A 20,483-nucleotide genomic window follows, 5' to 3' on the forward strand; every position below is an offset into this window, starting at 1 on the left:
CGCCAAGTTCGCAAAGGAAGGCCGCCAAAGCGCCTGCTTGTGTGGCAGGCCCCCTCAACGCCGCCTTCCGCGCCGGCTCAGCCTGTCCCTTTGGTCCTTTTGCTCCTTTAGGTCCCTTTGTCCCTTCGCGCCGCACTCCTCAGGGAAGGGGGAAGATCGAGGGTTGCGGGGCGCCATCGTCAAGGGGGCCGGCGATCCCGGCTGCGACAGCGACAGCTACTGCGACCGCGACAGCTACAGCGACTGCGACAGCGACAGCGACAGCGATTGCGACAGCGATTGCGACAGCGATTACGATACCGATACCGACCCCGATAAGAACACTCCGGACCTACAGTCTACAGCCCAACCCGGATAAACTGGAGAGAAACCACGGATGAACACGGATGGACACGGATCATCCGGACGCTCCAGAAAAAAACAGGCGGTCTTTACCTCTCGCAAAGGCGCAAAGACGCAAAGCCGGAACCGGAAAAGGAGGATTCCTTTGCGAGGCTTTGCGTCCGGACGTCCTTGCGAGAGACCGGATACGTCGATTCCGGAACCGGATCAGAACCAGTGGGGCATTTTAGCCCCGGGGCATGCCGGACGACGCGGCCGGGATTCCCTCCTCCGTCCCCGCACCGGGTTTCCCCGCTCTGAAAGCGGTGGGAGCCCACCGATGATCTCAAATCTTGCTCATTTTGCCAAAGATCTTACTTCGTAGGGACTACAGCCTACCTCGGCCTGCCGGGGCCTCTTCGTGCGGGGGCGAGCAGGGGGGCGGAGGCGATGAGGGCCACGAGGAGGTTGCCCGCCAGGTAGGCGGCGCAGAGGGGGGTCAGGGTGCGCAGGCACAGCGGGTAACCCGCCCGGGCGAGGACCAGGGGGCCCATCAACCAGACGAAATGGGTGAAGAACAGGGTTTCCAGGCGGCCGAACACCCGGTCCAGGACCCGGAACCCCTCCCGGGAGAGGGGGGCGTCGGACCCGGCGCGGGACCCCGGCGGGACGTTCCAACCGGCCAGGTCCCGGCGGCCAACCCAGGCCCGCACCACGCGACGGATCCACCCTGACAGGGCGAAGCCGGCCAGCAGGGTCGCGAGGCAGGGCAGAAAGCCGCGGTAGACGTAGTGGTGGAAGGTCTCGGGCCGGCCGACCCGCAGGGCCTCTCCCATGGCGGTCACGGCCGCCGCGCCCACCCAGGCGGCGCCCGCCAGGGCCGCTGTCCACTGGAGGAGGCGGAGACGGGCCTCGCCGTCGAGGACCCAGCGCTCCAGGACCCGGTCGTCGGAGGCGTCGCGGAAGCCGGCCGGCCAGTCGGCGTCGGTCGGCTCGCCGGCGGGGGGAAAGTACGCAACGCCGGCGTCAGGGAGCACGGCGGAACGGACCGCCGGGACGTTGTCGGCCGCCGGCGGCGGGGGATCGGCCGGGTCGGGCGAATCCCCGGCGGGGCCCCCCTCGGGAAAAAGGGCGTCCGTATCGGGCGGGACCCCGGCGGGGGGCGGGTTGGCGCCCGGGGCGTCGAGGGGGGCGGAATCTCCCGGGCCTGCCGGTTCCCCGGCGGGATCCACCCCCGGGGGCGGGGTCCCGGGGCAAGGCGACGCGGTGCCGGCGCCCGGGGCGCTTTCGTCCGGGGTCGTGGCGTGTCCCGGGGGCCGGGCCGCCCAAGCCCGGCGGGCGATCCAGTCGGCGCCGGCCAGCAGGTCGCGGGTGTCCACGGGGGTGACCCGGCCGGCCTCGTGGAGCAGGATCGCCCCGTCCACCGGGGAGGTGCCGGTCAGGGCGGCCCAGGGGAAGCGCTGTTCCCCGAGGCCGAAGTGCTCCGCCTCCCGGACGGTGACACCGTCGGGGCCGATCTCCAGCCCCACGCGGGACCAGGCGACGCAGGCGACGGCGTTCAGCCAGAAGGCGCTGAACACGAGGAGCCAGGCGGCGGTCAGCAGGCCGCCGCCGACGTACTCCGGAGGGCGTCCGAGGAGTTGGTCCGCGGCGAGGTTGCCCAGGGACCAGGAGAGCAGGCCAAGGACGAACATTCTCCCCGCCGGCGGGTGCTTGCGGATCAGGAGGGGCCGGGCCGAGGCCGGGCCGGGATCGTTGCCGTCAATGGGGTCCGGTCTGCCCATGGTTGTTCGTCGATACCTCCTCGCGAAGTCACGCCCCGCATCGCGTTCCGGGCGGACCCGGTTCCCGGATGCCGCGTTTTGCTCCCGGCATCGCCCCCCCTGAGGGGTTTCGGAGGCGGCATTGTAGGCGCCGGCACCGGCGTTGTCAAGCCGCCGCGGACATTCGACCCTCATCATGCTGGTAGGAACGCAGCCGCTAAAGCGCCTGCGGGGAGATGGCGCCACAGGTTCGGCTGCCCCCCGGAATCCGAATTCTTGCAGGGACGGCCATGCCAATTCCTCTTTCACCGGCATTCTCCTTACGATATAATAAAAAGCGGACGAATTGGTAAGGAAGGGCCGAGATGAGCATTGCCACGATGACTAGCAAGGGCCAGGTCACGGTGCCCAAGGAAATCCGGGACCGGATCCACCTGGGGGCGGGGGACAAGCTCGATTTTCAGCTCACCGACTCCGGGGTCATCCTCGTCCGGCCGGTGACGCGCAAAGTGTCGGACGTCTTCGGTTGCCTGTCGGGAAAAACACAGCAAACCGCAACCGTTGAAGAGATGGACGAAGCAGTCCGGACCCTTCACTGGGAGAACTGGAAATGAAGGCACTGGACACCAATGTCCTGGTGCGGTTCCTGGTCAACGATGACCGTGCCCAGGCCGAGCGGGTTCGTCGATTGCTGGCCGGTGCGGAGGAAGAGGGCGAGAGCTTCCTGATCACGTTGCCGGTGGTGATGGAGCTGATCTGGGTTCTGCGATCCGTGTACGGTCTCGACAAGGCGGCCATTCTGGAAGCGCTGGATGCCCTGACCCTGATGCCCGTCCTGGAATTCGAGCAGGTCGACCGTGTCAGGGAACTGATCCGGTTGGGCCTGAAAACCCGGCTGGAACTGGTTGATCTCCTGATCTGCATCTGTGGCAGGCTTTCCGGAGCGGAATCGACGCTGACCTTCGACCGGAAGGCCGGTCAGGAAGCGGGTTTCACGCTGATCTGAAGGCAGGGATGCAACGCCGATCCGACGCCCGGGGGACTCCGATGCGGCTGGTGATGTTGGCCCTTTTCAGCGTGTTGTTTTCCGGCATGCCCTTGTGCGCCCGTGACGGGTGTATCCCGCCACGGTCGCCCGGCGACCTCGACCGCAACGGGGCGGTGAACTCGAAGGACCTGGGGAATCTGGAGAAGTACCTGGCGGGCTCGTTGATGCCGAACCAGTTCAGCGCCCCCGCCAACGCCGACGTCAACGACGACGGCAGGGTGGACGCGGCGGACTGCCTGGGCCTGCTGCGGCGGATGCATCCCCCGGCCGGCCGCTGGTACGAGAGCAACCCCACCTACACCGACCCGCGCGACGACACCGCCGACTGGCACTTCTCCACCCCGGAGGCCGAGGGCCTGGACCCGCTGCTGCTGGAGGCGGGGGGCAACTCCATCGCCGGCAATTCCTGCATCTTCAGCCTGCTGGTCGTCCGCCACGGCAAACTCGTCTACGAGCGCTACTACCAGGGCATGGACAAATCCCGGGCCAACAACATCCACTCGGCCTCCAAAAGCCTTTTACAGGCGCTGATCGGCCTCGCCGTCGAGAAGGGCTGCCTGGACGGCTGGGACACGCCGGTGTCCGCCGTGCTGCCCGGCCTTTTCGTCGATGCCCCGCAAGGCAAGCGGGACATCACGGTGCGGCACCTGATGCAGATGTCGTCCGGCCTCCTGTGGACGGAGGACAGCACGGAGTACGCCCTCGAGAAGACCCCCGACTGGGTGCAGGCCATCGTCGCGCTGCCGCAGCTCTATGCGCCGGGGAATTCCTTCAATTACAGCACCGGCAACACCCACCTGGCCTCGGCCGTGCTCCAGCAGGCCACGGGCTTGCCGACCCACGCCTTCGCCGCCGAGAACCTGCTGGACGCCCTGAACATCACCGTCGAGCACTGGGGGTGCCCGGACCCGCAGGGGGTCGACTCCGGGGGGTGCAACGTCTACATGACCCCGCGGGAGATGGCCAAGTTCGGCCTGCTCTACCTCCGGGGCGGCCTGTGGGAAGGCCGGCGCTTGCTCCCGGCGTCGGCCGTGGCCCAGGCCGCCGAGGGAATCTGGCCGGTCGATGCGGAGTTCACCTACGACACCGGCTGGTGGTCGCGCACGATTTCCGGCCACCCCATGTACTTCGCGTGGGGGTACGGCGGCCAGTTCATCTACGTCATGCCCGACCTGGACCTCGTCCTGGTGACGACGGAGAACACGGCGGGCACGCCGGACGAGATCGACGCGGGAATCCTGATCCGGGACTATGTCATCCCCGCCGTCACGGCCCCCTGAGACCCACGCGGCCTTCCATGGTTTCCCGCCTGCCGATCCTTCCCCGCCGCTTTTGCCCCCTGCCGTCCCTTTGGTCCTTTGGGTCCCTCTGGTCCTTTGGGTCCTTTCCCGCAGCTGTCGACCCAGGCCGGCCCCGAACAATTTTTTCTTCCCGTGAATTTTTTGCTTGCTTTTTCCGGTTCAAGGTGTAAACTGCCCGTCTTTGCCGGTGACGCCTTGTGCGTCTTCTTTTTACTATAGGCCTTGCATGAACCCGACGGGTTCCGCTGCGACGCCTGATAATTTCGGACAGCCCCCCGTTCACGGCCGACACTGCCGGCGATTCGTGGGACCCGCCTCCGGGCGGGGGTTCCGAAAACCCTTTTTCAGCAGACCGACGATTTCCGTGAGCGGGAAGTAAAACTCGGCTCGTAAACTCTGCCCTATTGGTGAAGTATGATCGATGAAATCATCAGGATCCGTTTGAAGGCGTACGATTACAGGGTGTTGGACCAGTCCACGTCGGAAATCGTGGATATCGCCCTTCGTACCGGTGCCAAGGTGTCGGGCCCCATTCCGCTGCCCACCAACATCAACCGGTACACCGTCCTCCGGTCGCCGCACGTGGACAAGAAGTCCCGGGAGCAGTTCGAGATCCGGACCCACAAGCGGCTGATCGACATCCTCGAACCGACCCCCGAAACGCTCGATCAGCTCATGAAGATGGACCTTCCGGCCGCCATCGACGTGGAAATCAAGGCTTTCGGCTCGGATCACAAATAATACTACAACGGAGTGAGCGATGGTTGAAGGGCTCATTGGAAAAAAGATTGGAATGACGCAGATTTTCCAGGGAGACGGCCGCGTGGTTCCCGTGACCGTGATCCAGCTGGGGCCTTGCGTGGTGGTCCAGAAGAAGTCCCTGGAACGGGACGGCTACGAGGCCATCCAGGTGGGGCTGGTGGAGGGGCGTCCTCCCAAGAAGGTCACCCGGCCCGTGAAGGGGCATTTCCTCCGCGCGCAGGTCGTCCCGACGCGCATTCTCCGCGAGTTCAAGCCCACTATCTCCCTCGAGGAGATCCAGGTGGGCCAGGAGATCAAGGCGGACGGCGTGTTCCAGATCAACGAGAAGGTGGACGTCACCGGCAAGAGCAAGGGCAAGGGGTTCCAGGGGGTCATGAAGCGCCACAACTTCGGCGGCGGCGGTTCCACCCACGGCTCCATGTTCCACCGCGCCCCCGGTTCCATCGGCGCCTCGGCCTATCCCTCCCGTGTCATCAAGGGCATGCGGATGGCCGGCCACATGGGCGACGCCGGGGTCACCGTGAAGAACCTGGAGGTGGTCCGGATCCTTCCGGAGAAGAACATCGTGCTGCTCAAGGGCGCCGTGCCCGGCTACAACGGCAGCTACGTCTTCGTCAAGAAGAAATAAGGATCGGGGAGAACGATCATGCCAGTAGTGGAAATCAAGAACCTGAACAACGAAACGGTGGACCGGCTCGAGCTCCGGGACGACGTCTTCGGCGTCGAGCTGAAGGAGACCCTGATCTGGGAAGCGGTCCGGCACTATAACGCCTGCGGGCGCCGCGGCACCCACGCCACCAAGGGGCGGGGCGAGGTCAGCGGCTCCAACCGGAAGCCCTGGCGCCAGAAGGGGACCGGCCGCGCCCGGTCCGGGCAGACCCGCAGCCCCATCTGGCGGCACGGCGGGACCGTGTTCGGCCCCCAGCCCCGCGACTACTCCTACGTGTTCCCGAAGCGGAAGCGGAAGGGCGCCCTGATGTCGGCGCTGTCCGAGAAGCTCCGGCAGAACCAGGTGCTCGTGGTGGACCAGCTGGACGTGCCCAGCCACAAGACGAAGGCGATGGCGGGCATTCTCGCCACCCTGGACGTTCCGGGCAAGGTCCTCATCGTAGACGACATGGGCAACGCCAATGCCGTCCTCGCCTCCCGGAACCTCCCGAAGGCCACCTTCGTCCCCCACACCGGGGTCAACATCTACAACGTGCTGAACAGCGGCACGGTGCTGTTCTCGAAGGCATCGATTCTCCAGCTCCAGGAGGTACTCGGGCGATGAAAGACATTTACCAGGTGCTCCAGCGCCCCCGCATCACGGAAAAGGGCGTGGACCTCAAGAACGAGGGCAACTACGCGGTCTTCGAAGTCCACCCCGACGCCAGCAAGCCCGAAATCAAGGAAGCGGTCCAGAAGCTTTTCAACGTGAAGGTCCAGTCGGTGCGCATCATGAACATGCCCGAGAAGAAACGCCGCATGGGCCGCTACGAGGGGCACCGCCCCGGCTACCGGAAGGCTCTCGTCAAGCTGAAGGCGGGCGAGAAGATGATCGAGTACTTCGATAACATCTAAAATCTCGGTTCAGGAATAACAGCGATGGGAATCAAAGCACATAAACCGGTTACCCCCAGTCGGAGATTCTTGACCCAGCTCACCTTCGATGAGCTGTCGGACGTCCAGCCGCTGAAGTCGCTGCTGGAGCCGAAAAAGCGCTCCGGCGGCCGCAACTGCCACGGCCGGCTCAGCATGCGCCACCACGGCGGCGGCCACAAGCAGCGCTACCGTGTCATCGACTTCAAGCGCCAGATGGACGACATCCCGGCCAAGGTCGGCTCCATCGAGTACGACCCGAACCGCTCCGCCAACATCGCCCGGCTTCACTACGCCAACGGCGTCAAGAGCTACATCCTGGCGCCGGACGGCCTGAAGGAAGGGGCGATGGTCATGAGCGGGGAGAAGGCCGACATCCAGCTCGGCAACTGTCTGCCCCTGCGGAACATCCCCGTCGGCACCTTCATCCACAATTTGGAACTCCGCCCCGGCAAGGGCGGTCAGCTGGTTCGCAGCGCCGGGTGCGCCGCGCAGCTGCTGGCCAAGGAAGGCGACCACGGCGTGGTCCGCCTCCCCAGCGGCGAACTGCGGAAGATCCTCCTGGAGTGCCGCGCCACCCTCGGCCAGGTCGGCAACCTGGACCACGGGAACATCACGGTGGGGAAGGCCGGCCGGACCCGCTGGATGGGCGTGCGGCCCACGGTTCGCGGGACGGCCATGAACCCCATCGACCACCCGCACGGCGGCGGTGAGGGCAAGACCAAGGGCGGCCGTATCCCGGTGACCCCCTGGGGGGTCCCCACCAAGGGGTACAAGACCCGCCACAACAAGCGGACCGACAACGTCATCATCCGTCGGCGGAAGTAAGGGAAGGAGGATAAGCGAATGTCGCGCTCAATCAGCAAGGGGCCTTTCATCGACGATCATCTCATGAAGAAGGTCGAGGATGCCCGTGAGAAGGATAAGAAGCAGGTCATCAAGACGTTTTCGCGGCGGTCGACCGTCATCCCCGACATGGTGGGCCTGACCCTCGCCGTCTACAACGGGAAGAAGTTCATCCCCGTGTACGTCATGGAAAACATGGTGGGGCACAAGCTCGGCGAGTTCTCCCCCACCCGGTATTTCAAGGGGCACACGTCCAAGACGGCCAAGAAGATGGCCGCGAAGAAGTAGGGCGAGAGGTGCGGAGATGGAAAAAAGGGCAATGGGAAAATTCCTGAAGGGTTCCGCCCAGAAGGCGCGCCTGGTCGTGGACCAGATCCGCGGGCTCTCCGTGGAGGAGGCGCTGGGGTTGCTGCGCTTCTCGAAGAAGCGGGCGGCCGACCGGGTGGAGAAAGTCCTGAAGTCGGCCATCGCCAACGCCGAGTACGCCGACAAGAACGTGAGCCTGGACGAACTGTTCGTCTCCCGGGCGTACGTGGACATGGGCCCCACCAAGTTCCGGCGCCGCCTGCGCCCCGCCCCGATGGGACGGGCGTACCGCGAACGGCGCCACGGTTGCCACATCACGATCCACGTTTCCGACAACAGGTAGGAGGAAGTCACCTTGGGCCAGAAAACACACCCCTATGGATTCCGGCTGGGATACAACAAGACCTGGAAATCCAGATGGTATGAAAAGAAGAATTTCGGCAAGCTGCTGAACGAGGACCTGAAGATCAAGGAAGCCCTCAAGTCCAAGTTCTACCATGCCGGCATCAGCCGGATCGAAACCGAACGCGCCGCCGACAAGCTCCGGGTGTTCATCTTCTCCGCCCGCCCCGGCATCCTGATCGGGAAGAAGGGGAAGGAAATCGAGAAGCTGAAGGTGGAGCTCAGCAACACCACCGGTCGCAGCGTGGACATCAAGGCGGTCGAGGTGAAGGACCCCGAGCTGGATTCCCAGCTCGTGGCCGAGGCCATCGCCACCCAGCTCGAGAAGCGCGTCGCGTTCCGCCGGGCCATGAAGCGCGCGGTGGACTCCGCGGTGAAGACCGGCGCCAAGGGCGTGAAAATCCGCTGCTCCGGCCGCCTGAACGGGGTGGAGATCGCCCGCTCCGAGTGGTACCTGGTGGGGCAGCTGCCTCTGCACACCCTCAAGGCGGACCTGGACTACGGTTTCGCCCAGGCGTACACCACCTACGGCGTCATCGGCGTCAAGGTCTGGATCTACAAGGGCGAGAAGCTCAAGGACAAAACCCGGAAAGACGGGAAAGCTGTCGGGGAGAGATAAGCCATGTTGCAGCCGAAGAAGGTCAAATACCGCAAACAGCAGAAAGGTCGCATGAAGGGGTGCGCCCAGCGTGGGCAGAACGTCTCCTTCGGCGACTACGGCCTCAAGGCCCTCGAGGGCGGGTGGGTCACCGACCGGCAGATCGAGGCGGCCCGTATCGCCATGACCCGTTACATCAAGCGCGGCGGCAAGATCTGGATCCGCGTGTTCCCGGACAAGCCCATCACCAAGAAGCCGGCCGAGACCCGCATGGGCAAGGGCAAGGGCGCCCCGGAAGGCTGGGTGGCGGTCGTCCGCCCGGGCCGGGTCCTGTACGAGATCGAAGGGGTCACCCTGGACATCGCCGAGGAAGCGTTCCGCCTGGCCTCCCACAAGCTGCCCGTGAAGACCAAATTCGTCAAGAGATATGGAGCATGACCATGCTGAAACCGACCGAACTCAGGGAAAAATCGCCTGACGAGCTTCGCGAGGAGATCAAGCGCCTCTCCGAGGACCTGTTCAAGATGCGGATGAAGAGCGCTTCCGGCCAGCTGGACAAGCCGAACCTCATCGGCGGCATCCGGCGCGACCTGGCGCGGGTGAGAACCGTTCTCCGCGAAAAAGAAATGAAAATCAGATGAACCGGGAAGAGTGCCCTATGGAAAACACAGTACAGGAAACGGGAAACAAGAACGTCAAGGTCGGGGTCGTGACCAGCAACGCCATGGAGAAGACCGTGGTGGTGTCCGTCGACCGGATCATGACGCATCCGGCCTTCAAGAAGATCATTCGCCGGACCAAGAAGTTCATGGCCCACGACGAAGCCAATGCCTGCAACGTGGGAGACCGCGTGAGGATCATGGAGTGCCGTCCCCTCAGCAAGCGGAAGTGCTGGCGCGTCGTGGAAATCGTCGAGAAGGCGAAATAAGGTGGAGGAGATGTCATCATGATCCAGATGCGGACCATTCTGAAAGTGGCTGACAACTCGGGCGCCAAGGAGATCATGTGCATCACGCCCCAGCACGGTGCGTCCCGGACCCGGGCCACCCTGGGGGATGTCATCTCGGCCACGGTGAAGGTGGCCAGCCCCGACGGCACCGTGAAGAAGGGGCAGGTGGTCAAGGCGGTGGTCGTCCGGACCCGGAAGGAGTACCGTCGGAAGGACGGCACCTACATCCGGTTCGACGAGAACGCCGCCGTCCTCATCAACGCAGCGGGCGAACCCATCGGCACGCGAGTGTTCGGCCCCATCGCCAGGGAGCTTCGGGACAAGAAATTCATGAAGATCGTCTCCCTGGCGCCGGAAGTGATCTAATACGAGGCGAGGGCCCAAGATGCATATCAAGAAAAACGACAAGGTGCTCGTGCTGACGGGCAAGGACAGGAAAAAAACGGGCAAGGTCCTCCGGGTGATCCCGGACAAGGACAAGGCCGTGGTGGAAAACCTCAACCAGATTTTCAAGCACGTCCGCCCGAACCCCCAGAAGCAGATCAAGGGCGGGATCATCCAGAAAGAGGCGCCCATCCACGTCTCCAACCTGAAGGTGATCTGTCCCTCGTGCAACCGCCCCACCCGGACCGGCAACAGCCGCCTGGCCGACGGGAAGCACGTCCGTGTGTGCAAGAAGTGCAACACGAATATCGAATGACGGGTGAACCATGAGCAGATTGAAGGAAAAATACAGGACCGACGTGATGGACGCGCTCCGCAAGCGCTTCGGTTACTCCAACGTCATGGCCGTCCCGACGATGACCAAGATCGTCATCAACATGGGGGTCGGCGAGACCATCAAGAACCCGAAGGCCATGGACGCCGCCGTCGATGAACTGCAGAGCATCACGGGCCAGAAGCCCGTGGTGACCAAGGCCAAGAAGCCCATTTCCAGCTTCAAGCTGCGGAAGGGGATGCCCATTGGCTGCTGCGTCACGCTGCGCCGTGAGCGGATGTTCGAGTTCTTCGACCGGCTCGTGAACATCTCGCTGCCCCGCGTCCGCGACTTCAAGGGCGTCAGCCTTCGCTCCTTCGACGGCCGCGGCAACTTCACCCTGGGCCTGAAGGACCAGCTCATCTTCCCCGAGATCGACTACGGCAAAGTGGACCACGCGAGGGGAATGAACATCACCATCGTCACCACGGCGAAGTCCGACGAGGAAGCCCGCGAGCTCCTTCGCCTGATGGGCATGCCCTTCAGCAAAAACTAACGGAAGCGAGGATTGATCGTGGCCAAGAAATCGATGATCGTGAAAAGCCAGAGAAAGCCGAAGTTCAAGGTGCGTCAGTACAACCGCTGCAAGCGCTGCGGCCGTCCGCACGGCTATTACCGTAAATTCCAGCTTTGCCGCATCTGTTTCCGTGACCTGTCGCTCGCGGGCGAAATCCCCGGCGTCATCAAGGCCAGCTGGTAAACTTATTATTGGAGCGATGCCATGAGCATGAGTGATCCCATCGCGGATGCCCTGACCCGAATCCGGAATGCCCTGAGATCCAAGCACTCGCTGGTGGTCCTTCCGAAGTCCCGCACGGTGACCGAGATCGTCCGCATCCTGAAGGAAGAAGGTTACATCGAGGACTTCATCACGAAGAAGGCCGCCAAGCGGGACGAGATCCATATCGCCCTCAAATACGACGCCCAGGGAGAGCCGGTGATCTCCTGCCTGGACCGCGTGAGCCTCCCCGGCCGGCGCGTGTACTGCGGCAAGGACGAGATTCCCGCCGTCCTGGGCAACCTGGGGCTCTCGGTCCTCTCCACGTCCCGCGGGTTGATGACCTCCAGGACGGCCCAGAAGCTGGGGTTGGGCGGAGAGATTCTCTGCAAGATCTATTGATGAAGGTGCGACCATGTCGAGAATAGGGAAAAAACTGATCAAGGTTCCGGCGGGCGTCACGGTCAACCTCAAGGACCGCGCGCTGGAAGTCAAGGGCCCCAAGGGCTCCCTCCCGCTGACGTTGCCGGCGGAGATCGACCTCCAGGTGAAGGACGGCCAGATCCACGTGACGCGCGCCGACGAGACCAAGCGGGTCCGGGCCCTGCACGGCCTGATCCGGAGCCTGGTCAACAACATGGTGACCGGGGTCAGCACCGGCTTCGTCCGGGAGCTGGACGTGATCGGCGTGGGCTACAAGGCGGAGGTGCAGGGCAGCAAGCTGGTCCTGAGCCTCGGTTACTCCCACCCCATCGAGTACCCGGTGCCCGACGGGATCAAGATCCGCGCCGAGAAGGCCGCCCGCAAGATCCCCAACTACATCGCGACCATCTTCGTCGAGGGGATCGACAAGCAGGTGGTGGGCCAGGTGTCGGCGGAGATCCGCGGGTTCCGGAGCCCCGACTCCTACAAGGGGAAGGGGATCCGCTACAGCGACGAGACGATCCGCCTGAAGGAAGGCAAGAAGACCGCGTAAGTCCGAGACTACAGAATCACGGGTGGCAGGAATGAGCAACATCAGAACACGACTTGAAAGACATCTGAAGAAACACCAGCGCGTGCGGCGGAAAGTCCAGGGCACGTCCGAACGGCCCCGCCTGTGCGTGTTCCGCAGCCTGGTGAACGTTTATGCCCAGATCATCGACGACGCCTCCGGCCGCACCCTGGCCAGCGCTTCCACGCTGGACAAGGACCTCAAGGGGGACCTGAAGTCCACGAAGAACAAGGAAGCCGCCAAGAAGGTGGGTGAACTGGTGGCCAAGCGGGCCGTCGAGAAAGGGATCACCCAGGTGGTCTTCGACCGGGGCGGATACCTCTACCACGGCCGGATCCAGAGCCTGGCCGAGGGTGCCCGCGAAGGCGGACTGAAATTCTAGGAGAAGGTGGCACCGTGGATATTCAATACAATACCAACCCGGAAGAGCTCGAATTCAAGGAAAGCGTGGTGTCCATCAACCGCGTCACCAAGGTGGTGAAGGGCGGGAAGAACCTCAGCTTCGCCGCGCTGGTGGTGGTTGGCGACCAGAAGGGACGCGTGGGGTTCGGCAAGGGGAAGGCCAAGGAAGTCCCCATGGCCATCAAGAAAGGTGTCGAGCAGGCCAAGCGGAACATGATCAACGTTCCGATGAAGGGCTCCACCATCCCCCACCCCATCATGGGGCGCTTCGGCGCGGGCCTGGTGATGCTCAAGCCGGCCGGCCCGGGGACGGGCGTCATCGCCGGCGGCGCCGTCCGCGCCGTGCTGGAGGCGGCGGGAATTTCCGACATCCTGACGAAGTCCCTCGGTTCCAAGAACCCGCACAACGTGGTCCGGGCCACTTTCTCCGGCCTGCAGAGCCTCCGGCGCGCGGAGGACGTGGCCCGCAAGCGCGGGAAGTCCGTGGAGGAGATCCAGTCATGAGCCCCGTTTCCAAAGACACGAAGACGATCCGCATCCAGTACTACCGCAGCATGATCTGCACGCCGAAGAAACATCGGCTGGTGGTCAAGAGCCTGGGGCTGCGCAAGCTCAACCACGTGGTCGAGCGGGAAGACACGCCGGCCATCCGCGGGATGGTGGCGAAGATTCCGCACCTTGTCAAAATCATCGAATAACGGCGGTGTCACGATGGGAATAGAACTGCACAACCTCAAGAGGGCCCACGGGGCCAATCGCAATCGGAAGCGCGTCGGGCGAGGCCCCGGTTCGGGACACGGCAAGACCGCCTGCCGCGGCAACAAGGGGCAGAAGTCCCGCTCCGGCTACTCGCACAAGATCGGCTTCGAAGGCGGCCAGATGCCCCTCTACCGCCGCTTGCCGAAACGCGGCTTCACCAACATCTTCCGCAAGGAGTTCGCCGTCGTCAACCTGGACGTGCTCAACCGACTCCCCGCGGGGACCGAGGTGACGCCCGAGCTGCTCCGGGCCACCGGCATCGTGAAGAACCTCAAGGACGGCCTCAAGATTCTCGGTGACGGCACCCTGGACAAGAAACTGGTGGTCAAGGCCCACAAGTTCAGCCAGACCGCCCTTGACAAGATCGCCGCGGCGGGCGGAACCACCGAGGTCATCAATGGCTGACCAGGAAAACAGGGCGCTTGCGTCCATCAAGAACATCTTCGCCATCCCCGATCTCCGGAACCGCGTGCTGTTCATGCTGGGCATGCTGGCGGTCTACCGGATCGGGTCGTGGATCCCCACGCCCGGAATCAACGGCGAGGCGCTGCAGGATGCCTTCACCCAGAACGCGGGTGACTCGCTCCTGGGTTTCCTGGATCTGTTTACGGGTGGCAACCTTCGCCGTTTCAGTATTTTCGCCCAGGGCATCATGCCCTACATCACGGCGTCCATCATCCTCCAGTTGATGACCATGGTGTGGCCGTACCTGGAGAAGCTGTCCAAGGAAGGGGAACTGGGCCGGAAGAAGATCACCCAGTACACCCGGTACCTCACCATCGTGCTCAGCGTCTTCCAGTCCATGGCCACGGCCACCTTCCTGCTGCAGAGCCGGATCGGCAACGAGAGCATCGTCATCATCTCGCCGGGGCTCTTCATCTTCCTGACCGTCATCACCCTCACCACGGGGACGGCCTTCCTGATGTGGCTCGGCGAACAGATCACCGACCGCGGCATCGGCAACGGCATCTCCCTCATCATCTTCGCCGGCATCGTCGCCGGGCTGCCGCACTCCCTGGCCTGGTGCTACCACAAGATCACCGAGGGCGGGCTGCTCACGGTGGTGGTCCTGACCGTCGTCATGGTGTTCGTGGTGGGCTTCGTGGTCCTGGTGGAACGCGGACAGCGCCGGATTCCGATCCAGTACGCCAAGCGGGTCGTCGGCCGCAAAATCATGGGCGGCCAGAGCACCTTCCTGCCCCTGCGGGTCAACGCCGGCGGCGTCATCGCCATCATCTTCGCGTCGTCGATCCTGGCCATGCCCCAGACGCTGAAGTTCATGATCAAGACCTCCTGGATGGAGGCCATCGCCCAGCAGATCTCCCACGGCTACCCCCTCTACATCCTGCTCTACGCGCTGGGCATCGTCTTCTTCACCTTCTTCTACGTGGGCATCATCTACAACCCCAACGAGGTCGCCGACAACATCCGCAAGTACGGCGGCTTCGTGCCGGGGATCCGCCCGGGGAAACCCACGGCGGAACTCATCGACAAGATCATGACGCGGCTGACCTTCGCCGCCAGCGTCTACCTGGTCCTGGTGGCGCTGCTGCCGGACTTCCTGATCAGCGGCGTCCAGGTCCGGGCCTTCCCCTGGGTGGGAGACTGGCTCTATGACCACCTGCCGGCCTTCATTTCCCAGGGCCTGGGCGTGAACTTCTACTTCGGCGGCACCTCGTTGCTCATCGTCGTGGGCGTGGCCATGGACACGGTCAACCAGATCGAGTCCCAGCTCATCATGCGCAACTACGACGGTTTCCTGAAGAAGGGCCGCATCCGCGGGCGGCGGGGGTGAAGACCATGCGCCGCGTCCTCATCCTCCTCGGCGCCCCCGGCTGCGGCAAGGGCACGCAGGCCCAGCGGGTCACCGAGCGATACGGGTTCCCCCAGATCTCCACGGGCGACATCCTCCGCGAGGCCGTCCGGAACGGCACGGAGATGGGGCTCCGGGCGAAGGCGAGCATGGACCGGGGTGAACTCGTTCCCGACGCCGTCGTGGTGGGGATCATCCGGGACCGCGTGACCCGGGAGGACTGCGCGAACGGTTTCATCCTCGACGGCTTCCCCCGGACGGTGGGCCAGGCCGACGCCCTGGCCGCCATCCTGAGCCCCGAGGACCGCACCGTCGTCATCCACTTCCGGATCGATGACGAAATCCTGCTGAAACGCTTGACAGGGCGCCGGAATTGCGTAAAATGTAACGCTATTTACAATGTCCACTTCGCCCCCCCGGCGCGCGAAGGGACATGCGATGCCTGCGGGGAGGCTCTCCGGCAGCGGGACGACGACCGGGAGTCGGTCGTGGCCAAGCGGCTGGAAGTGTTCCACGCCAGCACCGCGCCCCTGATCCCCTACTACGAGGCGCGCAAGCTCCTCCTGACGGTGGACGCGTCCCAGGACGTCGACACGGTATTTGAAAACATCCGCCGCACGATCGACTGACCATGATCGTGCGCAACGCCCGGGAAATGGAGAGTGTCCGAGCGGCCTGCCGCGTGACGGCCGAGACCCTGCAACGGGTCCGGGAGCACACGCGGGAAGGGGTGACCACCCGGGAGCTGGACCGGATTGCCGAGGAGTACATCACCCGGCAGCGGTGCCTGCCCGCCTTCAAAGGCTACCGGGGTTACCCTGCGACCCTCTGCACCTCCGTGAACGAGCAGATCGTGCACGGAATCCCCTCGGACTACGCGCTCCGGTCGGGCGACATCCTCAGTGTCGACGTGGGGGCCGTCTACAAGGGGTACTACGGGGATGCGGCCTGCACCATCCTCATCGGCAGGGTGGCCCCGCGGCATGCGCTGCTGGCGCAGGCCGCCGAGGAAGCTCTTTACAAGGGACTGGCCCAGGCCAGGGCAGGGAACCGGGTGGGGGACATCTCCCACGCCGTCGAGAGCCACGTGGACCGGTTCGGCTTCTCCGTGGTCCGGGAATTCGTGGGTCACGGCCTCGGGACCCACCTTCACGAGGAGCCGCAGGTTCCCAACTACGGGTCGCCTGCCACCGGGGCACGGCTCAAGGAGGGGATGCTCCTGGCCATCGAGCCGATGGTCAACGAGTATTCGCCCCACGTCCGCTACCTGCCGGACAAGTGGACGGCGACGACGATCGACGGCGGTTTTTCCGCCCACTTTGAACATACCGTCATCGTGACGGCGAACGGACCGGAAATCATGACGAGATTGGGTGAGTGATCGATGCCGAAAGAGGATGCCTTCGAAGTGACCGGAACCATCGTGGAGACGCTCCCGAACGCCATGTTCCATGTGGAGCTGGAGAACAAGCACGTGGTCCTGGCGCACGTGTCGGGCAAGATGCGAAAGAATTTCATCCGGATCCTCCCCGGGGACAAGGTCCTGGTGGAACTTTCACCCTACGACCTGTCCCGTGGACGGATCATTTACAGATACAAATAGCGGAAGTCGGAGAACTCCCATGAAAGTAAGAGCATCGGTGAAGAAAATTTGTCCCAAGTGCAAGATCATCAAGCGGAAGGGTATCTTGCGGATCATCTGCGAGATCAAGAAGCACAAGCAAAGACAAGGCTGAGAAGCCGGATGGAGGATTACCTTGGCACGCATTGAAGGTGTAAATCTGCCTGACAACAAGAAGACGCTCATCGGTCTGACCCGGATCCACGGCATCGGCATCGCCCGTTCCCAGCGGATCCTCGAGGTGACCGGCATCGACGAGAACAAGAAGATCAAGGACCTCTCCAACGAGGAGATCTCCAAGATCCGCGCCGTCCTCGCCGAGGAAGGCGGCATCGAGGGGGACCTGCGGAAGGAGGTGTCCCTCAACATCAAGCGCCTCATGGATATCGGCTGCTATCGCGGGATCCGGCACCGCAAGGGCCTCCCCGTGCACGGGCAGCGCACTCACACCAACGCGCGCACCCGCAAAGGCCCGCGTCGGAAGAAGAAATAAGTCCGCAAGGAACAGGAGTCAACCATGGCGAAGGATACCAAGACCACCGCCCGAAAGACCGCCAAGAAGAAAGTTCGGAAGAACATCCCCACGGGGAAGGTGTTCATCACCTCCACGTTCAACAACACCATCATCACCGTCACGGACGTGAACGGCAACGCCATCTCTTCCGCCAGCGGTGGGACGATCGGTTTCAAGGGCTCCCGCAAGGGGACCCCGTTCGCCGCCCAGCAGGCTTCCGATGCCGCCGTGCGGGCCGCCATGGAAAACGGGCTGAAGGAAGTGGACGTGGTCATCAAGGGCCCCGGCCCCGGCCGTGAATCCGCCATCCGGGCGCTCAACATCGACGGGCTGCGCATCCGCACCATCCGCGACGCCACGCCCATTCCCCACAACGGCTGCCGCCCCAAGAAGCGCCGCAGAGTCTAAGACCATAAGGAGGTTTGCACCTTGGCCAGATATAACGAGTCGGTGTGCCGCCTGTGCCGCCGTGAAGGAATCAAGCTTTTTCTGAAGGGTGACCGTTGCTTCAAGGACAGCTGCGCCGTCAACCGCCGGCCCTATCCTCCGGGTGAACAGGGGCGCCAGCGCCGTTCCAAGATCATGGGGTACGGCCTCCAGCTCCGTGAGAAGCAGAAGGTGAAGCGGATCTACGGCGTGCTGGAACGGCAGTTCCGGAAGTATTTCAAGGAAGCCGACCGGCTGAAGGGCATCACGGGCGCCAACCTGCTGATCCTCCTGGAGAGCCGGCTGGACAACGTGATCTACAAGATCGGGTTCGCCGCCTCCCGCGCCCAGGCCCGGCAGTTCGTCCGCCACGGGAAGATCCTGGTGAACGGCCGCTGCGTGGACATCCCCTCCTTCCAGGTGAGCAAGGGCGACGAGATCACCGTCAAGGAAGGCTTCCGAAAGAACGCCTTCCTCTTTGCCAACGTCGAGATCGCGGGCAGCCGCGGGATCCCCGGCTGGCTGTCCATGGACAAGGACACCCTCAAGGGCCGCGTGCTGGAACTTCCCAGGCGCGAGGACGTCAACCTCGACGTCAACGAGCAGCTGATCGTCGAACTGTACTCGAAATAACGGGAGGTTCACTGTGGTTAGCATTCCCAAGCTGCAGAAACCGAAACGGTTGATGCACGACCCGGAGACGATGACCGACCGCTACGCGAAGTTCTACGCCCAGCCTTTCGAGCGCGGGTACGGGACGACCATCGGCAACTCCCTCCGGCGGATCCTGATGTCCTCTATCCCCGGCGGCGCCATCACCGCCGTCAAGATCGACGGGGTGCTCCACGAGTTTTCGTCGCTCCGCGGGGTTTCCGAGGACGTGTCGGACATCGTGCTCAACCTCAAGCGCGTCCCGCTGAAGATGACCACCAGCCACATCAAGCTCCTCACCCTCGAGAAGACCGGCCCCGGGGTCGTGACCTCGGGGGACATCCAGGCCCCGGCGGACGTCTACGTCCTGGACCCGAACGTCCACATCGCCACGCTGGGCGAGGACGGCGCCATCCGGATGGAGATGCGGGTCGAGATGAACCGGGGTTACGTCCCGGCGGAGGAGAACTTCGACGAGGACCTGGAACTGGGCTACATCCCCCTGGATTCCGTGCACTCGCCCATCGTCAAGGCGAACTACACGGTGGAAGCCGCCCGCCTCGGGCAGGCCACCGACTACGACAAGCTGATCCTCGAGGTCTGGACCAACGGGGCCATCACGCCGGTGGACGCCGTCGCCCTGGCCGCGAAGATCCTCAAGGACCACATGTCCCTCTTCATCAACTTCGAGGAGGACGACGAGGAGAAGGAGTCCGAGATCACCGAGGAGGACAGCAAGCTCAACGACTACCTCCAGAAGTCCGTGGACGAGCTGGAACTCTCCGTGCGCTCCTACAACTGCCTCAAGAACGCCGAGATCCGCACCATCGCCGACCTCGTGCTCAAGACGGAAAGCGAGATGCTCAAGACGAAGAACTTCGGCCGCAAGTCCCTCAACGAGATCAAGAACGTCCTGACGGAAATGGGCCTTGCCTTCGGCATGGTGCTGGACCGGGAAGGGAAGATCCTCAAGAAGTGACGGGGACGGGCCCCCGACAAGACACCAAGGAGAAATGAACCATGCGCCATAAAGTTGCGGGAAGAAAACTGGGTCGTACGGCCGCCCATCGCAGGGCTATGCTGCGGAACATGGCCACCTCGCTGTTCAAGCACGAGCGGATCTTCACCACGCTGCCCAAGGCCAAGGAACTCAAGCGCGTGGCCGACAAGCTGGTCACCCTCGGGAAGACCACCGGCACGCCCGAGCAGAAGCTCCACGCCCGGCGCCAGCTGCTGTCGTACCTGATGTCGAAGGAGATCGCGCACAAGGTCATGGACGACGTCGCCCCCCGGTTCGCGGAGCGCGCCGGCGGGTACACGCGGATCTACCGCCTGGGGGCGCGCCCCGGCGACATGGCGGAGAAGGCCATCATCGAACTGGTGGATTACCAGCTTCCCGCCCCCTCCGCGAAGAAGAAGACCGACAAGAAGAAGTGAAACGGTGGGCCGCGGCCCGCCCGACCCGAAGCCTCGACGCCCGGCCCCACGGCCGGGCGTTTTTGCGTACGGGGGGGGGACCACGAACATCACGAACTCAGAATCCGGAATGCGGTGCGGTGACTTTGTGAAGGCGGGCTTTCGTGTTCCTTGACCGCATCCCTGGTTTCCCGTTCCCGTTTTCTTTGCGAGCTTGGCGCCTTTGCGAGATCAAGATCCGGACAAGCTCTCGCCAAGGCGCCAAGCTCGCGAAGGAAGACCGCACGGGCCGCAAATCCCGCATCACCCGCGATCACCCCTGCCGGCTTCCGATGCTCCGTTTTTTCCGTGCCGTGCTTTGGCGAAAATCATCCCGGAAGGATCTCTCACAGAGGCACAGGGGCACGGCGCTGTTCGCGCCGGTCTGGGATGAGGCCAAAATCAGCGGTTTGGGGTGAGGCCAGCGACTGGTTTTCAATCGACAGTGCAAAGAGAGAGGATTTCGCAGGAGCGAGAAGGGAGCTCGGTTCACCGG

Annotated in this window: 35 protein-coding genes; 34 read left to right on the forward strand and 1 reads right to left on the reverse strand. The window is 63.7% G+C overall.

Annotation, left to right across the window (positions count from 1 at the left end; all coding sequences use genetic code 11):
* Positions 1–716: 716 nt before the first annotated feature.
* Positions 717–2,105, reverse strand: coding sequence for a hypothetical protein (locus KA419_16600; protein ID MBP7867554.1), 1,389 nt, complete (start codon positions 2,103–2,105; stop codon positions 717–719).
* 344 nt (positions 2,106–2,449) lie between these two features.
* Between KA419_16600 and KA419_16605 the strand changes: the two genes are divergently transcribed.
* The 34 genes from KA419_16605 to rplQ all read left to right on the forward strand — a co-directional run bounded on the left by KA419_16605 (position 2,450) and on the right by rplQ (position 19,969).
* Complete coding sequence (locus KA419_16605; GenBank protein MBP7867555.1) at positions 2,450–2,698, forward strand: AbrB/MazE/SpoVT family DNA-binding domain-containing protein; 249 nt, start codon at positions 2,450–2,452, stop codon at positions 2,696–2,698.
* Positions 2,695–3,090, forward strand: coding sequence for a type II toxin-antitoxin system VapC family toxin (locus KA419_16610; GenBank protein MBP7867556.1), 396 nt, complete (start codon positions 2,695–2,697; stop codon positions 3,088–3,090). The genes KA419_16605 and KA419_16610 overlap by 4 nt, the downstream gene beginning before the upstream one ends.
* An 8-nt stretch (positions 3,091–3,098) precedes the next feature.
* Positions 3,099–4,412, forward strand: a complete 1,314-nt coding sequence (locus tag KA419_16615) for a serine hydrolase (protein ID MBP7867557.1) — start codon at positions 3,099–3,101, stop codon at positions 4,410–4,412.
* 435 nt (positions 4,413–4,847) lie between these two features.
* The gene (rpsJ, locus tag KA419_16620) at positions 4,848–5,174 is read left to right on the forward strand and encodes a 30S ribosomal protein S10 (GenBank protein ID MBP7867558.1); all 327 of its coding nucleotides are present in this window, start codon (positions 4,848–4,850) and stop codon (positions 5,172–5,174) included.
* Positions 5,175–5,193: 19 nt separating this feature from the next.
* Positions 5,194–5,823, forward strand: a complete 630-nt coding sequence (rplC, locus tag KA419_16625) for a 50S ribosomal protein L3 (protein ID MBP7867559.1) — start codon at positions 5,194–5,196, stop codon at positions 5,821–5,823.
* An 18-nt stretch (positions 5,824–5,841) separates the two neighbouring features.
* Entirely contained in the window at positions 5,842–6,468 is a 627-nt protein-coding gene (rplD, locus tag KA419_16630; GenBank protein MBP7867560.1) for a 50S ribosomal protein L4, read from the forward strand.
* Positions 6,465–6,758: a 50S ribosomal protein L23 gene (gene rplW, locus KA419_16635; GenBank protein ID MBP7867561.1), complete on the forward strand. Its 294-nt coding sequence runs from the start codon at positions 6,465–6,467 to the stop codon at positions 6,756–6,758. The genes rplD and rplW overlap by 4 nt, the downstream gene beginning before the upstream one ends.
* Before the next feature lie 24 nt (positions 6,759–6,782).
* A complete protein-coding gene (rplB, locus tag KA419_16640) occupies positions 6,783–7,604 on the forward strand; it encodes a 50S ribosomal protein L2 (protein MBP7867562.1) in 822 nt (273 codons plus the stop codon).
* Between the two features lie 18 nt (positions 7,605–7,622).
* A complete protein-coding gene (gene rpsS / locus KA419_16645) occupies positions 7,623–7,910 on the forward strand; it encodes a 30S ribosomal protein S19 (GenBank protein MBP7867563.1) in 288 nt (95 codons plus the stop codon).
* A 16-nt stretch (positions 7,911–7,926) separates the two neighbouring features.
* The gene (gene rplV, locus KA419_16650) at positions 7,927–8,271 is read left to right on the forward strand and encodes a 50S ribosomal protein L22 (protein MBP7867564.1); all 345 of its coding nucleotides are present in this window, start codon (positions 7,927–7,929) and stop codon (positions 8,269–8,271) included.
* Positions 8,272–8,283: 12 nt separating this feature from the next.
* The gene (gene rpsC / locus KA419_16655; GenBank protein ID MBP7867565.1) at positions 8,284–8,949 is read left to right on the forward strand and encodes a 30S ribosomal protein S3; all 666 of its coding nucleotides are present in this window, start codon (positions 8,284–8,286) and stop codon (positions 8,947–8,949) included.
* A gap of 3 nt (positions 8,950–8,952) precedes the next feature.
* Positions 8,953–9,366 (forward strand): 50S ribosomal protein L16, encoded by a 414-nt coding sequence (gene rplP / locus KA419_16660; GenBank protein ID MBP7867566.1) that lies wholly within the window; start codon positions 8,953–8,955, stop codon positions 9,364–9,366.
* Positions 9,367–9,371: 5 nt separating this feature from the next.
* The gene (gene rpmC / locus KA419_16665) at positions 9,372–9,569 is read left to right on the forward strand and encodes a 50S ribosomal protein L29 (GenBank protein MBP7867567.1); all 198 of its coding nucleotides are present in this window, start codon (positions 9,372–9,374) and stop codon (positions 9,567–9,569) included.
* 17 nt (positions 9,570–9,586) lie between these two features.
* A complete protein-coding gene (gene rpsQ / locus KA419_16670; protein MBP7867568.1) occupies positions 9,587–9,856 on the forward strand; it encodes a 30S ribosomal protein S17 in 270 nt (89 codons plus the stop codon).
* Between the two features lie 18 nt (positions 9,857–9,874).
* Positions 9,875–10,243, forward strand: coding sequence for a 50S ribosomal protein L14 (rplN, locus tag KA419_16675; protein MBP7867569.1), 369 nt, complete (start codon positions 9,875–9,877; stop codon positions 10,241–10,243).
* A 19-nt stretch (positions 10,244–10,262) separates the two neighbouring features.
* Positions 10,263–10,577, forward strand: a complete 315-nt coding sequence (gene rplX, locus KA419_16680; protein ID MBP7867570.1) for a 50S ribosomal protein L24 — start codon at positions 10,263–10,265, stop codon at positions 10,575–10,577.
* Between the two features lie 10 nt (positions 10,578–10,587).
* Complete coding sequence (gene rplE, locus KA419_16685) at positions 10,588–11,130, forward strand: 50S ribosomal protein L5 (GenBank protein MBP7867571.1); 543 nt, start codon at positions 10,588–10,590, stop codon at positions 11,128–11,130.
* 18 nt (positions 11,131–11,148) lie between these two features.
* Positions 11,149–11,334: a type Z 30S ribosomal protein S14 gene (locus tag KA419_16690; protein MBP7867572.1), complete on the forward strand. Its 186-nt coding sequence runs from the start codon at positions 11,149–11,151 to the stop codon at positions 11,332–11,334.
* Between the two features lie 21 nt (positions 11,335–11,355).
* Entirely contained in the window at positions 11,356–11,754 is a 399-nt protein-coding gene (rpsH, locus tag KA419_16695; GenBank protein ID MBP7867573.1) for a 30S ribosomal protein S8, read from the forward strand.
* A gap of 13 nt (positions 11,755–11,767) precedes the next feature.
* Positions 11,768–12,328, forward strand: coding sequence for a 50S ribosomal protein L6 (gene rplF / locus KA419_16700; protein ID MBP7867574.1), 561 nt, complete (start codon positions 11,768–11,770; stop codon positions 12,326–12,328).
* Positions 12,329–12,368: 40 nt separating this feature from the next.
* Entirely contained in the window at positions 12,369–12,728 is a 360-nt protein-coding gene (locus tag KA419_16705) for a 50S ribosomal protein L18 (protein ID MBP7867575.1), read from the forward strand.
* A 20-nt stretch (positions 12,729–12,748) separates the two neighbouring features.
* Positions 12,749–13,252 (forward strand): 30S ribosomal protein S5, encoded by a 504-nt coding sequence (gene rpsE / locus KA419_16710; GenBank protein ID MBP7867576.1) that lies wholly within the window; start codon positions 12,749–12,751, stop codon positions 13,250–13,252.
* The gene (rpmD, locus tag KA419_16715) at positions 13,249–13,446 is read left to right on the forward strand and encodes a 50S ribosomal protein L30 (GenBank protein ID MBP7867577.1); all 198 of its coding nucleotides are present in this window, start codon (positions 13,249–13,251) and stop codon (positions 13,444–13,446) included. Before rpsE ends, rpmD begins: the two co-directional genes overlap by 4 nt.
* 19 nt (positions 13,447–13,465) lie before the next feature.
* On the forward strand, positions 13,466–13,912 hold the full coding sequence (gene rplO / locus KA419_16720; GenBank protein ID MBP7867578.1) for a 50S ribosomal protein L15: 447 nt from the start codon (positions 13,466–13,468) through the stop codon (positions 13,910–13,912).
* Positions 13,905–15,302 carry a preprotein translocase subunit SecY gene (gene secY / locus KA419_16725; protein ID MBP7867579.1) on the forward strand — a complete coding sequence of 466 codons (1,398 nt, stop codon included), beginning with the start codon at positions 13,905–13,907 and terminating at the stop codon, positions 15,300–15,302. The genes rplO and secY overlap by 8 nt, the downstream gene beginning before the upstream one ends.
* A 5-nt stretch (positions 15,303–15,307) precedes the next feature.
* Positions 15,308–15,949 carry an adenylate kinase gene (locus tag KA419_16730; protein MBP7867580.1) on the forward strand — a complete coding sequence of 214 codons (642 nt, stop codon included), beginning with the start codon at positions 15,308–15,310 and terminating at the stop codon, positions 15,947–15,949.
* A gap of 2 nt (positions 15,950–15,951) precedes the next feature.
* Positions 15,952–16,701, forward strand: a complete 750-nt coding sequence (map, locus tag KA419_16735) for a type I methionyl aminopeptidase (protein MBP7867581.1) — start codon at positions 15,952–15,954, stop codon at positions 16,699–16,701.
* A gap of 3 nt (positions 16,702–16,704) precedes the next feature.
* A complete protein-coding gene (infA, locus tag KA419_16740; GenBank protein MBP7867582.1) occupies positions 16,705–16,923 on the forward strand; it encodes a translation initiation factor IF-1 in 219 nt (72 codons plus the stop codon).
* 19 nt (positions 16,924–16,942) lie between these two features.
* Positions 16,943–17,056 (forward strand): 50S ribosomal protein L36, encoded by a 114-nt coding sequence (rpmJ, locus tag KA419_16745; GenBank protein ID MBP7867583.1) that lies wholly within the window; start codon positions 16,943–16,945, stop codon positions 17,054–17,056.
* Positions 17,057–17,077: 21 nt separating this feature from the next.
* Entirely contained in the window at positions 17,078–17,434 is a 357-nt protein-coding gene (gene rpsM, locus KA419_16750; protein ID MBP7867584.1) for a 30S ribosomal protein S13, read from the forward strand.
* 24 nt (positions 17,435–17,458) lie between these two features.
* Positions 17,459–17,863 (forward strand): 30S ribosomal protein S11, encoded by a 405-nt coding sequence (rpsK, locus tag KA419_16755; protein ID MBP7867585.1) that lies wholly within the window; start codon positions 17,459–17,461, stop codon positions 17,861–17,863.
* 21 nt (positions 17,864–17,884) lie between these two features.
* Complete coding sequence (gene rpsD, locus KA419_16760; GenBank protein MBP7867586.1) at positions 17,885–18,514, forward strand: 30S ribosomal protein S4; 630 nt, start codon at positions 17,885–17,887, stop codon at positions 18,512–18,514.
* Positions 18,515–18,566: 52 nt separating this feature from the next.
* On the forward strand, positions 18,567–19,511 hold the full coding sequence (locus KA419_16765; protein MBP7867587.1) for a DNA-directed RNA polymerase subunit alpha: 945 nt from the start codon (positions 18,567–18,569) through the stop codon (positions 19,509–19,511).
* A gap of 41 nt (positions 19,512–19,552) precedes the next feature.
* Positions 19,553–19,969 (forward strand): 50S ribosomal protein L17, encoded by a 417-nt coding sequence (gene rplQ / locus KA419_16770; GenBank protein ID MBP7867588.1) that lies wholly within the window; start codon positions 19,553–19,555, stop codon positions 19,967–19,969.
* The last annotated feature ends 514 nt before the right edge of the window (positions 19,970–20,483 follow it).

The organism is Acidobacteriota bacterium, assembly GCA_018001935.1.
Classification (GTDB): Bacteria; Acidobacteriota; JAAYUB01; order JAAYUB01; family JAAYUB01; genus JAGNHB01.

Excerpts from the sequence above, each read along its gene's own strand:
- rplC (MBP7867559.1), top strand. The coding sequence starts at position 5,194 with ATGGTTGAAGGGCTCATTGGAAAAAAGATTGGAATGACGCAGATTTTC.
- rpsS (MBP7867563.1), top strand. The coding sequence starts at position 7,623 with ATGTCGCGCTCAATCAGCAAGGGGCCTTTCATCGACGATCATCTCATG.
- map (MBP7867581.1), top strand. The coding sequence starts at position 15,952 with ATGATCGTGCGCAACGCCCGGGAAATGGAGAGTGTCCGAGCGGCCTGC.
- rplB (MBP7867562.1), top strand. The coding sequence starts at position 6,783 with ATGGGAATCAAAGCACATAAACCGGTTACCCCCAGTCGGAGATTCTTG.
- secY (MBP7867579.1), top strand. The coding sequence starts at position 13,905 with ATGGCTGACCAGGAAAACAGGGCGCTTGCGTCCATCAAGAACATCTTC.
- rpsK (MBP7867585.1), top strand. The coding sequence starts at position 17,459 with ATGGCGAAGGATACCAAGACCACCGCCCGAAAGACCGCCAAGAAGAAA.
- KA419_16600 (MBP7867554.1), bottom strand. The coding sequence starts at position 2,105 with ATGGGCAGACCGGACCCCATTGACGGCAACGATCCCGGCCCGGCCTCG.
- KA419_16765 (MBP7867587.1), top strand. The coding sequence starts at position 18,567 with ATGCACGACCCGGAGACGATGACCGACCGCTACGCGAAGTTCTACGCC.
- rpmJ (MBP7867583.1), top strand. The coding sequence starts at position 16,943 with ATGAAAGTAAGAGCATCGGTGAAGAAAATTTGTCCCAAGTGCAAGATC.
- rplP (MBP7867566.1), top strand. The coding sequence starts at position 8,953 with ATGTTGCAGCCGAAGAAGGTCAAATACCGCAAACAGCAGAAAGGTCGC.
- rplF (MBP7867574.1), top strand. The coding sequence starts at position 11,768 with ATGTCGAGAATAGGGAAAAAACTGATCAAGGTTCCGGCGGGCGTCACG.
- rplX (MBP7867570.1), top strand. The coding sequence starts at position 10,263 with ATGCATATCAAGAAAAACGACAAGGTGCTCGTGCTGACGGGCAAGGAC.
- rpsH (MBP7867573.1), top strand. The coding sequence starts at position 11,356 with ATGAGCATGAGTGATCCCATCGCGGATGCCCTGACCCGAATCCGGAAT.
- rpmD (MBP7867577.1), top strand. The coding sequence starts at position 13,249 with ATGAGCCCCGTTTCCAAAGACACGAAGACGATCCGCATCCAGTACTAC.
- rpsJ (MBP7867558.1), top strand. The coding sequence starts at position 4,848 with ATGATCGATGAAATCATCAGGATCCGTTTGAAGGCGTACGATTACAGG.
- rplE (MBP7867571.1), top strand. The coding sequence starts at position 10,588 with ATGAGCAGATTGAAGGAAAAATACAGGACCGACGTGATGGACGCGCTC.
- KA419_16610 (MBP7867556.1), top strand. The coding sequence starts at position 2,695 with ATGAAGGCACTGGACACCAATGTCCTGGTGCGGTTCCTGGTCAACGAT.
- rplD (MBP7867560.1), top strand. The coding sequence starts at position 5,842 with ATGCCAGTAGTGGAAATCAAGAACCTGAACAACGAAACGGTGGACCGG.
- rplW (MBP7867561.1), top strand. The coding sequence starts at position 6,465 with ATGAAAGACATTTACCAGGTGCTCCAGCGCCCCCGCATCACGGAAAAG.
- KA419_16730 (MBP7867580.1), top strand. The coding sequence starts at position 15,308 with ATGCGCCGCGTCCTCATCCTCCTCGGCGCCCCCGGCTGCGGCAAGGGC.
- rplQ (MBP7867588.1), top strand. The coding sequence starts at position 19,553 with ATGCGCCATAAAGTTGCGGGAAGAAAACTGGGTCGTACGGCCGCCCAT.
- rplV (MBP7867564.1), top strand. The coding sequence starts at position 7,927 with ATGGAAAAAAGGGCAATGGGAAAATTCCTGAAGGGTTCCGCCCAGAAG.
- infA (MBP7867582.1), top strand. The coding sequence starts at position 16,705 with ATGCCGAAAGAGGATGCCTTCGAAGTGACCGGAACCATCGTGGAGACG.
- rpsQ (MBP7867568.1), top strand. The coding sequence starts at position 9,587 with ATGGAAAACACAGTACAGGAAACGGGAAACAAGAACGTCAAGGTCGGG.
- rplN (MBP7867569.1), top strand. The coding sequence starts at position 9,875 with ATGATCCAGATGCGGACCATTCTGAAAGTGGCTGACAACTCGGGCGCC.
- KA419_16615 (MBP7867557.1), top strand. The coding sequence starts at position 3,099 with ATGCAACGCCGATCCGACGCCCGGGGGACTCCGATGCGGCTGGTGATG.
- KA419_16605 (MBP7867555.1), top strand. The coding sequence starts at position 2,450 with ATGAGCATTGCCACGATGACTAGCAAGGGCCAGGTCACGGTGCCCAAG.